13 protein-coding genes and 1 tRNA gene are annotated in these 14,708 nt (G+C 56.7%); 10 read left to right on the top strand and 4 right to left on the bottom strand.

The window, feature by feature from the left end; all coding sequences use genetic code 11:
* Positions 1 to 3: 3 nt before the first annotated feature.
* Positions 4 to 657 (bottom strand): protein-L-isoaspartate O-methyltransferase family protein, encoded by a 654-nt coding sequence (locus H7F11_RS12865; RefSeq protein ID WP_193651385.1) that lies wholly within the window; start codon positions 655 to 657, stop codon positions 4 to 6.
* Between the two features lie 176 nt (positions 658 to 833).
* Here H7F11_RS12865 and H7F11_RS12860 point away from each other — a divergent pair, with 176 nt between their 5' ends.
* Both H7F11_RS12860 and H7F11_RS12855 read left to right on the top strand, forming a co-directional pair.
* A complete protein-coding gene (locus H7F11_RS12860) occupies positions 834 to 1,772 on the top strand; it encodes an MlaD family protein (protein ID WP_193651386.1) in 939 nt (312 codons plus the stop codon).
* Positions 1,773 to 1,776: 4 nt separating this feature from the next.
* Entirely contained in the window at positions 1,777 to 2,418 is a 642-nt protein-coding gene (locus H7F11_RS12855; RefSeq protein WP_193651387.1) for an ABC-type transport auxiliary lipoprotein family protein, read from the top strand.
* A 1-nt stretch (position 2,419) separates the two neighbouring features.
* On the opposite strand, the gene H7F11_RS12850 is transcribed toward H7F11_RS12855, so the two are convergent.
* The 3 genes from H7F11_RS12850 to H7F11_RS12835 form a co-directional block, all read right to left on the bottom strand.
* The gene (locus H7F11_RS12850) at positions 2,420 to 2,878 is read right to left on the bottom strand and encodes a universal stress protein (RefSeq protein ID WP_193651388.1); all 459 of its coding nucleotides are present in this window, start codon (positions 2,876 to 2,878) and stop codon (positions 2,420 to 2,422) included.
* Positions 2,879 to 2,889: 11 nt separating this feature from the next.
* Complete coding sequence (locus tag H7F11_RS12845) at positions 2,890 to 4,608, bottom strand: proline--tRNA ligase (RefSeq protein WP_193651389.1); 1,719 nt, start codon at positions 4,606 to 4,608, stop codon at positions 2,890 to 2,892.
* A gap of 685 nt (positions 4,609 to 5,293) precedes the next feature.
* Positions 5,294 to 5,369, bottom strand: a tRNA-Glu gene (locus tag H7F11_RS12835).
* Positions 5,370 to 5,510: 141 nt separating this feature from the next.
* Here H7F11_RS12835 and secB point away from each other — a divergent pair.
* The 8 genes from secB to hpnA all read left to right on the top strand — a co-directional run bounded on the left by secB (position 5,511) and on the right by hpnA (position 14,696).
* The gene (gene secB, locus H7F11_RS12830; protein WP_193651390.1) at positions 5,511 to 5,960 is read left to right on the top strand and encodes a protein-export chaperone SecB; all 450 of its coding nucleotides are present in this window, start codon (positions 5,511 to 5,513) and stop codon (positions 5,958 to 5,960) included.
* A 3-nt stretch (positions 5,961 to 5,963) separates the two neighbouring features.
* Positions 5,964 to 7,004 (top strand): NAD(P)H-dependent glycerol-3-phosphate dehydrogenase, encoded by a 1,041-nt coding sequence (locus tag H7F11_RS12825; protein WP_193651391.1) that lies wholly within the window; start codon positions 5,964 to 5,966, stop codon positions 7,002 to 7,004.
* A gap of 4 nt (positions 7,005 to 7,008) precedes the next feature.
* Positions 7,009 to 8,460 (top strand): sensor histidine kinase, encoded by a 1,452-nt coding sequence (locus tag H7F11_RS12820; RefSeq protein ID WP_193651392.1) that lies wholly within the window; start codon positions 7,009 to 7,011, stop codon positions 8,458 to 8,460.
* Between the two features lie 6 nt (positions 8,461 to 8,466).
* Positions 8,467 to 9,876, top strand: a complete 1,410-nt coding sequence (locus H7F11_RS12815) for a sigma-54-dependent transcriptional regulator (RefSeq protein ID WP_193651393.1) — start codon at positions 8,467 to 8,469, stop codon at positions 9,874 to 9,876.
* 119 nt (positions 9,877 to 9,995) lie between these two features.
* On the top strand, positions 9,996 to 11,036 hold the full coding sequence (locus tag H7F11_RS12810; RefSeq protein ID WP_193651394.1) for a phytoene/squalene synthase family protein: 1,041 nt from the start codon (positions 9,996 to 9,998) through the stop codon (positions 11,034 to 11,036).
* Positions 11,033 to 13,006 (top strand): squalene--hopene cyclase, encoded by a 1,974-nt coding sequence (shc, locus tag H7F11_RS12805; protein WP_193651395.1) that lies wholly within the window; start codon positions 11,033 to 11,035, stop codon positions 13,004 to 13,006. Before H7F11_RS12810 ends, shc begins: the two co-directional genes overlap by 4 nt.
* Positions 12,988 to 13,710, top strand: a complete 723-nt coding sequence (locus H7F11_RS12800; protein WP_193651396.1) for a nucleosidase — start codon at positions 12,988 to 12,990, stop codon at positions 13,708 to 13,710. Before shc ends, H7F11_RS12800 begins: the two co-directional genes overlap by 19 nt.
* Positions 13,707 to 14,696 carry a hopanoid-associated sugar epimerase gene (gene hpnA, locus H7F11_RS12795; protein WP_193651397.1) on the top strand — a complete coding sequence of 330 codons (990 nt, stop codon included), beginning with the start codon at positions 13,707 to 13,709 and terminating at the stop codon, positions 14,694 to 14,696. Before H7F11_RS12800 ends, hpnA begins: the two co-directional genes overlap by 4 nt.
* Positions 14,697 to 14,708: the final 12 nt, after the last annotated feature.

Genomic DNA, 14,708 nt, shown 5'->3' with positions numbered 1-14,708 from the left:
CACTCAAAAAACAAAACGACCGGGGAGTGGGGCATGCCGCAGGGGAGTGACTTCAGTTTCAAAAAGTACGGCAGTTTCATAAACGTCCTGCTGGGTGCGCGAGATGCGCTGGGCGCGCATGGCTGGCCCTTTACCTATAATGGCGACCAGACGCCCACCCACCGCCAGTTGTTCCTTGAATGCCTCGGGCAATACGGGCAAAGAGCCAGTGACACAAATGGCATCATAGGGCGCATGACCAGCCCAGCCGAATGAGCCATCGCCAACATGGAGCTGCACATTATGAATGCCTTGTACGCGCAGATGGCCTTCCGCCATTTGCGATAAATCTGCACGATCCTCGACGCTATGCACCATGCCACTCAGTCTGGCCATAAGTGCGGCCATGTGGCCGGTACCTGTGCCAATTTCCAGCACCCGGTGATGTTCGCGCAAATCCAGCTCCTGAAGGACACGAGCTTCCATTTTAGGCGTCCACATATGTTCGCCGTGGGCAATGGGCATGGCGTAATCCGCAAACGCCAGATGACGATAGGCGGTCGGCACAAATAACTCCCGCTTGACCTCGGTGACGATGGCCAGCACGCGCGGATCTAGCACATCCCAGGTGCGAATCTGAGTATCAATCATGGTACGGCGCAATATATCAAAGTCCATAGGTGCAAGGGCTCCAGAGGTTTTCGCTCATTTAGTCATGGGTTTCCGGGCAAGTCAATTGCTTCCATTGGGCCAGCGGGCAAGGGGACTTGTCATTGAGCAGGTTATTCAGAAAGATTGGCTTACAACGGTTCCTGTGCTCCAATAGGTAAATATCTCATTCAGGAGCTACCTTCTTGGAAAGCCGAGCGCACGCGCTGGTCGCGGTAGTTTTTTTGCTTTTACTCGGCGTCGCGGTCGCGATTGTCGGATTGTGGATGCATCACGGCGAAAAACCCGGGGTTAACTTTGATGTGATTTCGCCTTACAGTGTTACAGGCCTTAGCATTCAGGCGCCCGTGCGATTCAAAGGGGTGAGGGTAGGTGAGGTGACGTCTATTGGTCTGGATCCGGCCAATCCGCGCATGATTCGGGTGAGGATCAAGGTCGAGAAAACCACACCCATCACCCGTGCGACTTTCGCGGAACTGGCTCCTCAAGGCGTCACGGGCCTCAGTTACCTGTCCTTGACGGATAAGGGAACCAATTTTGCGCCCCTTGCGCATAAGCCCGGTCAGGTTGCCGAAATTCCCATGCACCCCAGTTTCTTTGAGGTGCTGTCCCGCAACGGCGAGTCTCTGGTAAACCGCAGCAATGAGCTGGCGGACCGACTGAATGACCTGCTCAATGACCAGAACCGCGCCCGTTTCGGGCAAACTCTGACGCATCTTGATCAGGCTACTCAGGACCTGGTGCAAATGGAAGATGCCATGATGCCTGCGCTCAAGGCACTTCCCGCCATGGTCGCAGCTACCCAATCCACCATGGTCGCCAGTCATCAACTGATCCGGCATTTAGATACCCTGGCAGTGCAGGCGCAAGCCCCTCTGGTGAGTGCTACCCAGGCGGCCAACTCCTTGCAAAAACTGGGTGCTGCCAGTGAGCAGGCGATGAATACGTTAAATTACCAGACGCTTCCCCAGGTACAGCAATTAACCAGCAGCCTGCTGCACAGCAGTGAGGCGCTGTCCAGCCTCAGCCAATCCCTGAAACAATCACCTCAATCCTTGCTTTACGGAACCCGGGGGCCACCCCCGGGTCCGGGTGAATCGGGTTTTTCTGCAGGAGGTCACTAAGCCGATGAGAATTGTTCGCATGCCGCGTTTACGGGGCGCAGCCCGTCTGGGATTTTTGGGAACTGCTTTTTTGCTTGGCGGTTGCGCTACGGCGACTCCCTGGCAGGTGCCCTATAATATCAGTGTGCTGCATTCGTCGGCTCCTGTCGAAGCCCAAAAAGCACCGCACAATGCTCACGCCGTTTTGCAAATGGCCTCGGTCAGTGCGCCTTCCTGGCTGGATACCAACGCCTACCAATACCATCTGCTTTATCAGAATCCCCAAATGCTCCTGTCTTATCGGGATGCGCGTTGGGTAGGGACTCCGGCGGAAATGCTGGATATGCGCCTGCTGCAGCATCTGCAGCAAAGCCAGCACTGGAAAGCCGTGCTCTCCGGGCAGTCCAGCGGTGCTGCACAATATGTGCTGCGCCTGCACCTGAATAATTTTGTGGTAAATTTCACTGCACCCCAGGCTGGCCAGGCGCTGATAGCAGGCACAGCCACTTTATTGAATGCCCACAATTATCAGGTCATCGCCCAGCATGCATTCCAGGAAAGCGTGCCGCTGAAAACAGCTTCGGCGGCGGGTGGGGCTGCCGCCATGACCCAGGCCAGCAGCTATTTTGTCGGGGCTGTCAGTGCCTGGGTTGACCAGGATCAGTGAATCAACTGTGTTTGATCACCAGCACCGGACAGTGGGCGTGGTTGAGCACGTCATTGGCTACAGAACCCAATAATAGACGTCCAAGACCACTATGACCATGGCTGCCAACCACCATCAGGTCGGTCTGATGGGCCTTTCCAAAAGCGGCAATGGCGCGGCCAATGTTGTCCGCACTTTCCTCCAGGACCATTTCTGCTTGCATCCCTTCGCTGTCCATAGCTTTGTGGAGCTTGTCCATTTCGGCGTGGGCCAGGTGCAGCAGCTTTTCCCGAAGATCCAGAGTCGGGGGCAGGATTTCCTCGGGCATCTGCAAATTGAGCATTTGCGGGTTGAACACATGGATTACGGTGAGTTTGGCCTGATGCAGCCGCGCTTCCTGAGCCGCCGCCAGGGCGGTAGCCAGCGCCATTGCTGAAAAATCCACGGCCACCAGAACATGCTGCACTGGAAAGTTATCCATGATCCTGATCCTTATGCTGGATGAACGGGAGAACCCGCATTCAGGCGGTCCATCAGTTCGGCTTCATTCACCAGCTTATTTTCGCTGGCGCGGCGCGCCCGATATTCCCAGACATTCTGCGCCAGTACCTTGTCACTGACCACCACCCGATGCGGCAAGCCGATCAAATCCATGGTCGCAAACTGCACCCCCGGTCGCTCATCACGATCATCCAGCAGCACACTGAAACCCGCCTGCTCCAGACGATCATGCAGGGCCTGAGCAGCAGCAGCAACTTCCGGAAATTTGCGGGCATTGATGGCAACAATGCCCACATCGAAGGGCGTCAAAGCCGCAGGCCAGATAATGCCGCGCTCGTCAAAATGCTGCTCCACCGCCGCTGCCACCACCCGGGATACCCCAATTCCGTAGCAACCCATGGTCACCGTGGCATCGCGTCCGCTTTCGTCCAGTACGGTGATTTTCATGCGCTCACTGTATACCTGCCCGAGTTGGAACACATGCCCTACCTCAATACCCCGGCGAATGCCCAGCGTACCGGTACTACAGTGGGGGCAAGGATCACCCGCCCGGACATTACGCAAGTCGGCGCTGTCCGGGCGGGAAAGATCCCGATCCCAGTTGAGATTCACCCAATGCGTATGTATTTCATTGGCCCCGGTGCTGAAATTGCCGACGTTCAAGGTACGATGATCAGCCAGCACCCGAATAGAAGTTTTTAAATCTTTGGGGCCGATGAAACCGAGGGGAGCTCCAGTAGCGGATTCTGCCTCTTCGGGCGTGGCCATTCTGACTTCGTCCACCTCCAGGGCATGCGCAGCCTTGATCAGGTTCAATTCGTCATCACCGCGCAACAGCAGCATGACCGGTTGCTCACCCGCCACGACCAGCACGGTTTTGACGATCTGGCTGCTGGAAATGCCCAGCACGGCAGCCTGTTCGGCCACTGTCCGGATGCCCGGCGTCTGCACCAGCGCCGCCTCCAGAGGGGCTTCTACAGGCGCGCCTTTGGCGGGACTACTGGCTTTTTCCATATTGGCTGCGTAATCACAGTGGCCGCAGGACACAATGGCATCTTCCCCTGAATCTGCCAGGACATGAAATTCGTGGGAACGCTTGCCGCCAATCGCCCCGTTGTCTGCTTCCACGGCCCGAAAATTCAGTCCCAGGCGGGTGAACGTCCGTTGGTAAGCGTCATACATGGTCTGATAAGTGATTTCCAGAGAAGCATGATCCACATGAAAGGAATACGCGTCTTTCATGATGAATTCGCGACCACGCATCAGCCCGAAACGGGGCCGGATTTCGTCGCGGAACTTGGTCTGAATCTGATAAAAATTGACGGGAAGCTGCTTGTAGGAATGAATTTCGCGGCGTGCCAGATCGCTGATGACTTCTTCATGGGTAGGACCCAGACAAAAATCGCGCTGGTGGCGATCCTTGAGGCGCAGCAGTTCCGGCCCGTATTTTTCCCAGCGCCCCGATTCCTGCCACAACTCGGCGGGTTGCACTACAGGCATCAGCACTTCCTGGGCGCCGCTGCGGTCCATTTCCTCGCGGACAATGCGCTCCACCTTGCGCAATACCCGTAAACCCAGAGGCATCCAGGTATATAATCCCGAGGCAAGGCGGCGAATGAAGCCCCCACGCAACAGCAACTGGTGGCTGACGAGTTCTGCCTCGGCGGGAGTTTCTTTCAGGGTCGGAATGAAAATCTGACTGGCGCGCATAAAAATCTCAAATGAAAAGGTAGCGCACAGTGTAAGAAAGGCCACAGCACAAAGAAAGAGGTAAAGCTTTTTACTAACGAATAAGGATGACGTGAATTTCAGGTACTTCCGCCCAGCAAAAGCGTAAATGGTCTGATCAAAAGCCGAGGTCGTGCAATCTATTTACAAAGACCGTTGGAGCAGAATTATCCCGCCTGCGCGCATGAGCGGCTCAAGAAGGCGCGGTGATTTATGGGGGTATGAGATGGCCGCCAGGAAAGATGCCCATTAGGTGCGCGGATGTGCGCATCGGGGTAGGCAAACGCCAGATTTTTCTTACCGTCCTGATTCGGAACGCGCCCAAGAAAATCTATTGCATTGAAATCTAATGGTTGCAACACATGGTCGCAATTTCTCTTCGCCTCATTGCCTTGGATGGAAACGCCACGGACCATTTCCGACTCAGTGATTTTTGACCATGACCCAGCATCGCTTTTGGTGTGGAACATTTAGTTTGGGAAGGAAATCCGCATTTATGGATGATGTCTTGCCAGCCGGTCACGTTTTTATCTTGGTCAAGTCCGGGGTTGGTAGTCGCCAGTCTGCACCTCGCGCTGGTTGCACCTGTCATTTGCAGATGAGTGCATTTTAATTGCAGCGTTTAATCAAGTTAAAAGCAGTGCTATTTCTAACTTGATGAATTTTTTGGCGTCCCCAGGGGGGTTCGAACCCCCGTTACCGCCGTGAAAGGGCGGTGTCCTAGGCCGCTAGACGATGGGGACCTGGACAGCGGGGGGAATCGTACACAGAAGCGCGCTTCAGGGCAAGTGTATTTTCGGGCTTTCACTCCATAGCCCCGCAGGGGGGTCTTCGGTTAGACTGGGCGGAGTGTATTTTTAGCCACCTGTATGAAGAAGGATCTTATGGAAGAAGCAGAAGCAGTATTCATGATTGAACGGATATATGTGAAGGACAGTTCTTTCGAGTCGCCCAACGCACCCTTGAGTTTTGTACAGACCGAGGCGCCCACCGTGGATGTGGGTCTGAATACGGCCAGCAATCAGGTAGAAGGCATGGATGGCTTGACGGAAGTGATCCTGACCGTGACGGTCAAGGCGAAGGCGGGTGAGAGTACCTACTTTGCGGTGGAAGTGCAGCAGGCGGGGCTGTTCCGGATCCAGAATATTCCGGAAGAACATTTGCCGGCGCTGATAGCTGTGCATTGTCCGACCATTCTGTTCCCTTATGCCCGTGAAGTGGTGGCGGATATGGTGGGACGCGGCGGTTTCCAACCTCTGCATCTGCATCCCGTCAATTTTGAGGCGCTGTATCAGCAGGCGCAGCAAGAACAAGTGGGCCACACGACGCAATAAACCATGCGCTGGGCCGTTCTTGGAGCTGGGCACTGGGGAACCGCAATGGCGGTGCATTTGTGTCGCCACGGCCATGCGGTGCGGCTCTGGGGACGCCACCCGGAAACTTTACCGGGTTTTGTTGATTCCACCTGTTTATCCCCGGTTTTTCCCGATATCGGCTTTCCGTCCGGTCTTGGCATAGGCTCTGATCTGGCGGCGACGCTGGATGGCGCTGAAGGTGTGCTGCTGGCGGTTCCCAGCCATGCCTTGCGGATGGTTCTGGCAACTATTCCCGAGGCTTCATTACACCCGGATCTGCTGCTGGTGCTGGCTTCCAAAGGACTGGAGCTGCCGAGCGCCTTGCGTCTGGATCAGGTGCTGGATGAAAGCTGTCCGACCTTGCCTAAAGTGGTACTTTCCGGGCCGAGTTTTGCCCATGATCTGATTATGGGTAAGCCTCTGGCCATGACCGCTGCTGCTGCGAATATGGATGATGCGCGGCGGGTGGTGGAAGCATTTGCCAGTGACCAGATGCGCGTGTATCGCAGTGATGATGTGGCGGGCGTATGTCTGGGAGGGGCGATCAAAAATGTGCTGGCCATTGCGGCGGGTATTTCCGATGGGCTGGGCAATGGCGATAGTGCCCGCGCCGCGCTGATTACCCGTGGTATTGCCGAATTGCACCGTTTGGGTACGGCATTGGGGGGGCGCACGGAAACCTTTATGGGATTGACCGGGGCAGGGGATCTGATTTTGACGGCCAGTAGTGATTTGTCCCGTAATCGCCGGGTGGGTATGGGCCTGGGGCGGGGTTTGTCTTTGGAGACTGTATTGCGCGATCTGGGCCAGGAGGCGGAAGGAGTGCGCAGTGCCCGGGCTTTGTTTTTACTGGCCCAGCGACTGGGGGTGGATATGCCCATTACCGAGCAGGTCTATCGGGTGCTCTACGCTGGCGCGGACCCGCGCGAGGCCAGTGAACAACTGATGCGCCGCGCTGCACGCGCCGAGCATCCTGCTGATCTGGAGTCCATAACCGCTTCTCCGTTTAAGGGGAGTTTCTAGGTCCATGGCGATTTTGCGTTTGCCGGGTGGCGGGTCAGACAGCCGCAAGCGCATCCCTTTTGCGCCCTTCCGGACCATTGGTTTTTTGCTGGTGCAGTTTGTGGTGCTGGCTTTGCTGCTGCTCGGTGTACTGCTGGTCCACACCAACCAGGATTTGCATACGCTGGATGCTTATACGGCCTACATGGCGAGCTTGGCGCAGACTTCCCAGGAAACCTTGCGTACCTGGCATTCTGACGGTTCTGCGGCGGCGCTGCCCGTGCTGCAGCGCAACCTGGCCCGGATTGCAGCGGCGCATCCTGAGCAGGTCAAAACCAATGCGCACTGGAAGCGTTTGCAGGCGTTGATGGCCAAACAGGACCAGGCCCTCCTGCCTCAGGCTTTATTGCAGCTTTCCGATGTCAGCATGGAAGAGCATCTGCGTGGTCGTAAGCTGGTATTGGCGGCGGGGCATGATGCCCGCTATACCCTGATTGGAACGGCCGTGGCACTGTTTGCATTCATGATTTTTGTGCTGGTGACGTTGGCATTTTTCCGTCTGCGCATTCTCGGTCCCTTGCGGCGCTTGCAGGGGGCCATGCGTTCCCTGGAAATCGGGGCTTTTCGGCGGGTGACGGAAGCCCATGCGGATCCTGGCATCAGTCCTTTGCTGCAGTATTACAATCATATGATTGGGCGCTTGGAAGAGCTGGAAAAAACCCGGCGTCAGTATTTGCAGGATTTGCAGCGGGAAGTAAATGAAGCAGCCCATACTCTGGTGGCGCAACAGGCGGCGGTGGCTCGCTCGGAGCGCCTGGCGGCAGTGGGAGAGGCCGCTGCGGCCTTTGCCCATGAATTGCGTAATCCACTGGCAGGATTGCAGGTGGGTTGTGCGAATATTCGTCGGGAAATCCGTGATCCAGAGCTGGCGGAACGGCTGGGCCTGATGGAAGAGGAGCTGCGTCGGGTCAGTCGTTTGCTCGACCAGCAATTACGGGGCGCACGTCAGGTTCATGAGAAGGGCCGCCGGGTTGCGCCACGCGAAACAGTGGAAACCCTGCTGAATTTGTTGCGTTATCAAATGCCTGCCCAGGTTGTGCTGGAACTCTTGCCGGGAGATTGCCGCGATTGCCTGTTGCCTTTGGATCAGTTTCGTCAGGCTTTGCTCAATCTCATTTTGAACAGCATGCAGGCGCTGACCAGCGAGGGTGGAACGGTCAGTGTAGCCATTGCCCAGGTGGATAAACAGTTGCAAGTGACGGTGTCGGATAATGGTCCGGGTTTTCCCGATACTTTGTTGCGCGAGGGCATTCGTCCCTTTGCCAGCAGCAAGGAACAGGGAACAGGACTGGGTTTATCCATGGTGCGACGTTTTGTGCGCAGTCTGGGGGGAGAAGTGTATTTGCGAAATCGGGCTCCGCATGGGGCAGAAGTAGGCTTGCTATTACCTTGTCCTGACATTGCTGGTAAGGAGTAACCCAACATGGCTGATGCTTTGCTGATTATTGAGGACGAGATTTTTCTGGGGCGGGAAATGTGCCGCTTTTTTGAAAAGGAAGGCTGGGAAGTACACTGGGCGGAACGCTTTGCCGATGCCGAAGAGCTCTTGTTGAAGCAGGATCTCAGCCCCCTGGTGACCCTGGCGGATCTCAACCTTCCAGATGGTAATAGTCTGGATTTATTGGAAAAGGTGCGAGCCAAAGGCAGTGCCGGGGAATGGATTTTTCTGACGGCCTTTGGGAGTGTGCCCGATTCGGTGCGGGCTTTGCGGCTGGGTGCCTATGATTTTCTGGAAAAGCCCTGTGAAATGGAACGTCTGGAGATGGTGGTGCGCTCGGCTGGCCGGGGTGCCCGCGCCCAGCGTCGGGTGGCGGAAGATACCTCCAACCAGCATCGCCGCTATCGTCCCGAAACCTATCTGGGGGAAAGTCCGGCTGCCGCTAACGTACGTAGCATGCTCGATCGCCTCAGTCAGGTTCCCTATAGTGCCCTGGTGATTTCTGGAGAAACGGGCACGGGTAAGGGACTGGCTGCGCGTATTCTGCATTATAGTGGTGCGCAGGCGGGCGGTCCCATGGTGGAAATCAACTGTGCGGCTTTGCCCCGGGAATTGCTGGAATCCGAGTTGTTTGGATATGAGCCGGGAGCATTTACCGGGGCCGCTGTGCGGCATCGGGGGCTGGTGGAGCAGGCCAGTGGCGGCACCCTGTTTCTGGATGAAATTTCGGAAATGGAGCTGGAACTCCAGGCCAAGTTGTTGAAGGTCATTGAAGATCACAGCGTGCGCCGACTGGGGGGGGATCGTCCCATTGCCGTGGATGTGCGTTTTATTGCCGCCAGTAATCGGGATCTGGATGCTCAGGTAACTCAAGGAGCTTTTCGTGCCGATTTGTTCCATCGTCTGAGCGTATTTCGTCTGGCCTTGCCTTCCTTGCGCGAGCGCAAAGCCGATCTGCATGCACTGGTGCCGCATTTTGTGGCGGAATTCAATGCTCAGGCCGGCAAGCGCGTGCACTATATCAGCCCAGCCGTATGGACCGCGCTGGAGTCTTACGACTGGCCTGGAAATGTCCGGGAACTGCGTAATGTGATTGAACGCGCGGTGCTGTTTTCCGAAACCGAAGAACTGCCCAGGGAATGGTTGCAGTTGCCCGGAAATGTGAATGGTGCCTGTCCAGCGCCATCCGGCTGTCCGGTGGATGACCAACACATTATTCTGCCCATGGATGGCAGCATGGATCTGGAGGCTATGGAACGGCAGATTCTCCAGCAGGTACTGAGTCTGACTGAGGGTAATGTCACCAAGGCTGCGCGGGTGTTGGGGATTACCCGCGAGACGCTGCGCTATCGGGTCCGCAAACATGGCCTGGGAGATGACGGGGAGTCTGGATAGAAATAGTCTACACTTGCGGAATTGTTGCGAGATAGTTACATTGCCGCGATGCGACGGGTCAGCACTGGCGCCCGGACCTTAAAACAAGGAGTTTGGATGTCACCAGTCAGGACCGCCGCATGACTGCGGCGCTAGATCAGGCTTTAGCCTGGCAGCAACAAAGCCTGCAACTTGTTTCCCGTACTTTTGCGCTGACTATTCCGCAATTGCCTGAAGCTTTGCGTGCGGCGGTCGGAAATGGTTATTTGCTGTGCCGTATTGCCGATACTATTGAAGATGATCCCGTTATGCCCTGGGAAGAAAAAGCCCACTGGCAGCAGGTTTTTTTGCAGGTGGTCGAGGGGCACGAAAATCCGGCGGTGTTTGCCGAAGGATTTGCTGCGCAACTGTCAGCAGATATGCCTGAGGCAGAACATGATCTGGTTCGCCACACAGCCGATGTAGTACAGATTACCCACAGTTTCAGTGCTCCCCAGCAAGCGGCTCTGGCGCGCTGTGTGCGCATCATGGGGGAGGGCATGGCCGAGTTTCAGCAGCACGCCTCCCTGAAAGGGCTGGTGGACATGCCCGCCATGGATCATTACTGCTATGTGGTGGCGGGCGTGGTTGGCGAAATGCTGACCAGCCTTTTTGTGGAGTACGAACCGCGTTTGCGTGCTCAGGAAACAGAAATGCAACGACTGGCGGTGTCTTTTGGTCAGGGCCTGCAAATGACCAATATTCTCAAGGATATATGGGATGACTGGGCACGCGGGGTCAGTTGGATGCCGTCCAGCGTATTTGCCCAATATGGTTGTGATATTGCCGCCGTTCAACCCGGCAGTCACGACCCAGGCTTTCAGGCAGCCTTGCAAAGCCTGCTGGATATTGCCGCCGGACATCTGGAAAATGCGCTGCAATATACTTTGATGATTCCTGCGGATCAGACCGGTATGCGTGATTTTTGCCTCTGGGCCCTGGCGATGGCCGTGCTGACTTTACGGCGCATTGCCGAGAATCCGGCTTTTGCATCGGGGGCTGAGGTGAAAATCAGTCGTAATAGTGTGCAGTGGGTGGTTATGTTATCCAAGCTCATGCATCGTTCAGATGGGTTGTTGCTGGCCAGTTTTCGGGCTGGCATTAAACCCCTGCGCAAAACGGCACGGGTAGCGGCCGCATGAACCGTGTCTTGCAGCCGCTGGTAGGCGGGTATTTGCGTCGCACGCTGGAGCAGACCCTGGACCGGTCGTTGGATCGGGCGCTGGAACATGCCCAGACGTTACTCCTTGAAAAACAGGCTCCTGATGGGCACTGGTGTTTTGAGTTTGAGGCGGACTGCACCATTCCGGCCGAATTTATTTTGATGCAGCACTATATGGATGAGCGTGATGCGGCGCTGGAGTCCAAAATGGCGGTATATTTACGCAGCAAGCAGGCAGATCACGGCGGTTGGCCGCTGTATTATGGTGGTCATTTTGACTTGAGTGCTTCCGTGAAGGCCTATTACGCGCTGAAACTGGCGGGAGATGCGCCGGATATGCCCCACATGATTCGTGCCAGAGAAGCCATTCTTGCCCATGGCGGCGCCGAACATGCCAATGTGTTCACCCGAATCACTTTGGCCCTGTTTGCCCAGGTGCCCTGGCGTGCCGTGCCCTCCATCCCGGTGGAAGTGATGCTTTTGCCACGCTGGTTTCCTTTTCAGATTTACAAGGTGGCGTCCTGGTCGCGGACCGTCATGGTGCCTCTTTTCATTTTGTGCAGCCTCAAGGCCCAGGCCAAAAATCCCTTGCAGGTTCATATTCGCGAAGTATTTCGTCACCCTCCAGAACAGATTCAGGACTACTTTGCAGCATCGCGACAGGGCCTGGTGGCGCGCAGTTTTCTGGCTCTGGATCGGTTTTGGGGCTTTATTGAAAACTGGATTCCTGCGACCATTCGCCGCATTGCAGTGCGTCGTGCCGAACTGTGGTTTACGGCCCGGATTAATGGCGAAGATGGTCTTAATGGCATTTTTCCGGCCATGGTCAATGCCCATGAAGCCCTGGCTTTGTTGGGCTATGCGCCGGAGCATCCCTACCGTCAGGCCACGGGTGCGGCGCTACGCAAGCTGGTGGTGGAGCGCGCTGAGGATGCCTACTGTCAGCCCTGTATGTCACCGGTCTGGGACACCTGTCTGGCCCTTCATGCGTTGCTGGAAGCCGACGCCGTTGATGGATCCGGTGGATCAGACAGAATTACCGGCGAAGAGGAAAAAGCCATTGCCTGGCTCAAGGAGCGGCAGATTTGCAGTGATCCTGGAGACTGGCAGGTGCAGCGCCCGCAGCTGGCAGGTGGTGGCTGGGCTTTTCAGTATGCGAATCCTTACTACCCCGATCTGGATGATACGGCGGCAGTGGCCTGGGCCCTGGCGCGTGCCGGGCGTCCTGAAGATCGGGAAAGTATCGAAAAAGCGGCAAACTGGCTGGCGGGAATGCAATCCCGCAATGGTGGGTTTGGTGCCTATGATGTGGATAATACCCATTATTATCTCAATGAAATCCCGTTTGCTGATCATAAGGCCTTGCTGGATCCGCCCACAGCGGATGTGACGGGCAGGGTGGTGTCCTTTCTTGGCTATCTGGGCAGGCCCCGTGATCGCGATGTGCTGCGCCGGGCTGTCGCCTATCTGTTGTGTGAGCAGGAGTCTTCCGGGGCCTGGTTTGGACGTTGGGGGACCAACTATATTTATGGAACCTGGTCGGTGCTGATGGCTCTGGGAGAGTTGCAGGATCCTTCCTTGCAACCGGCCATGGACCGGGCCGCTGACTGGTTGCGGGCCATGCAGCAGGAAGATGGTGGTTGGGGGGAAAATAACGATTCCTACGCAGAACCCGGTCTGGCGGGGGCTGGTCAGGCTTCCACGGCGGCCCAGACTGCCTGGGCCTGCCTGGGTTTGATGGCGGCGGGAGATCGCGGCTCCATCGCCCTGCGCCGGGGTATTCAATGGTTGCAGACGCATCAGAATGGCGAGGGTGGCTGGCATGATCCTTTCTTTAATGCGCCCGGCTTCCCCAAGGTGTTTTACCTCATTTACCACGGCTACAGTTTTTATTTCCCGCTTTGGGCACTGGCCCGCTTCCGGAACCTGGGATGCAGCCGCAGCGGATAGGTGTCGTGGTGGCGCTGGCTGCCGAGGCGCGCATCCTTTTTTCCGGGAAGCTGCGCTACCAGGCAGTAATGGACATTCAGTCACAGCTTTGCATGGTGGTTTCGGGAATGGGGTCGGTACGGGCTGATCAGGCGGCTGAACAGTTGCTGCAAGCGGGGGTAGACGGGCTCTTGTCCTGGGGTACTGCGGGCGGCTTGAATCCTGCCTGTCTGGCCGGGGATTTGCTGGTTCCCGAGCACATATTCTGGGCGGGCCGTGCTTGGCCTACCGACTCGGACTGGCGGAGTGCACTGGTGCAACAACTTTCCGGCCAAGTGCGGGCAGGTGGGCTTTGCTCAGTCAGTGAGGCCTGTGCATCGGTGGCGGCCAAGGCCCAACTCCGGGCAGATTATCCGGAGGCCCAGGCGGTGGATATGGAAAGTGGAGCCGTGGCGCAACGGGCAGTGCAAGCCGGCATCCCATTTCTGGCAATTCGTAGCGTGGTGGATCCTGCCGATCAGTCTCTTCCCGCAACAGCCACTCACAGTGTCGATTGTTATGGTCGTCCCCAGGCTATGCCCCTGTTGCGGGGATTGTTGCGCCATCCAGGCGATTTGCCGCCGCTCATGGGTTTGGGCCGGCAGATGCAGGTCGCCGTAAACACCCTGCGTCTGGTTCAGCCGCACCTGCTTCAATCGCATTTACGGGAAGCCAACAGCGTATGAAAGCCTTATTGACGGGTGCCTCGGGTTTTGTCGGCGGAGCGGTGCTACGCCGCCTGCTCGCTGAAGGACTGGAAGTGCGGGTGTTGCATCGCAGCGGTGCGGATTCCAGCAACTGGGAAGGTCTGGATGTGGAGCCGGTGCTGGGAGATTTGGCCGATGCTCAGGCTCTGGATAAAGTCGTAGCGGGTTGCCAGCTGGTTTTTCATGTGGCGGCGGATTATCGGCTTTGGGTGCCTGATCCACAGTCAATGTACGCGACCAACGTCAGCGGCTCGGAGCGTTTGGCCCGGGCGGCTTTGGACGCCGGGGTGGAGCGCATGGTTTATACCAGCAGTGTTGCCGTACTGGGTCATTATGCCGATGGCCGGGTGGCGGATGAGGCGGCTCCTTCCCGTCTTGCGGATATGATCGGACATTATAAACGCTCCAAATTTATGGCTGAGGAAGCTCTGCAACAGCTTTGTCAGAATGAGTCTGCAACCATTGTGATTGTGAACCCCTCCACACCTGTCGGGCCTGCCGACCGTAAGCCGACGCCGACCGGGCGGCTGGTACGGGATGCCGCTGCCGGAAAAATGCCCGCCTATGTGGATACCGGCCTGAATGTGGTGCATGTGGATGATGTGGCCATGGGCCACTGGCAGGCCTATTTGCACGGAGAGCCGGGACAACGCTACATCCTTGGCGGAGATAATTTATCCTTGCAGGCTATTTTGACCCGCATTGCCGGACTTACCGGAAAGCGTTCACCCCTGCTGCGTATTCCTCGCAAAATGTTGTTCCCCCTGGCTTGGGCCGCAGAAAATGTGGTCCGTGCGCGTGGCCGGGGTACTCCTTTGGTGACCATGGATGAGTTGCGGATGGCCGCGCACAAAATGTATTTTTCCTCACAGAAAGCCGAAGAAATGCTGCATTACATACATCGTCCCGCCGAGGAGGCCCTGCGCGATGCGGTAAGGTGGTTTGCGGAAAATCATTATCTGTAGACTGGATTCAAG

This window comes from Acidithiobacillus sp. HP-2 (genome assembly GCF_015100155.1).
Taxonomy (GTDB): Bacteria; Pseudomonadota; Gammaproteobacteria; order Acidithiobacillales; family Acidithiobacillaceae; genus Acidithiobacillus.
Note: the sequence above shows the minus strand (reverse complement) of the source record. Positions and strands in the feature narration are given on the sequence as shown.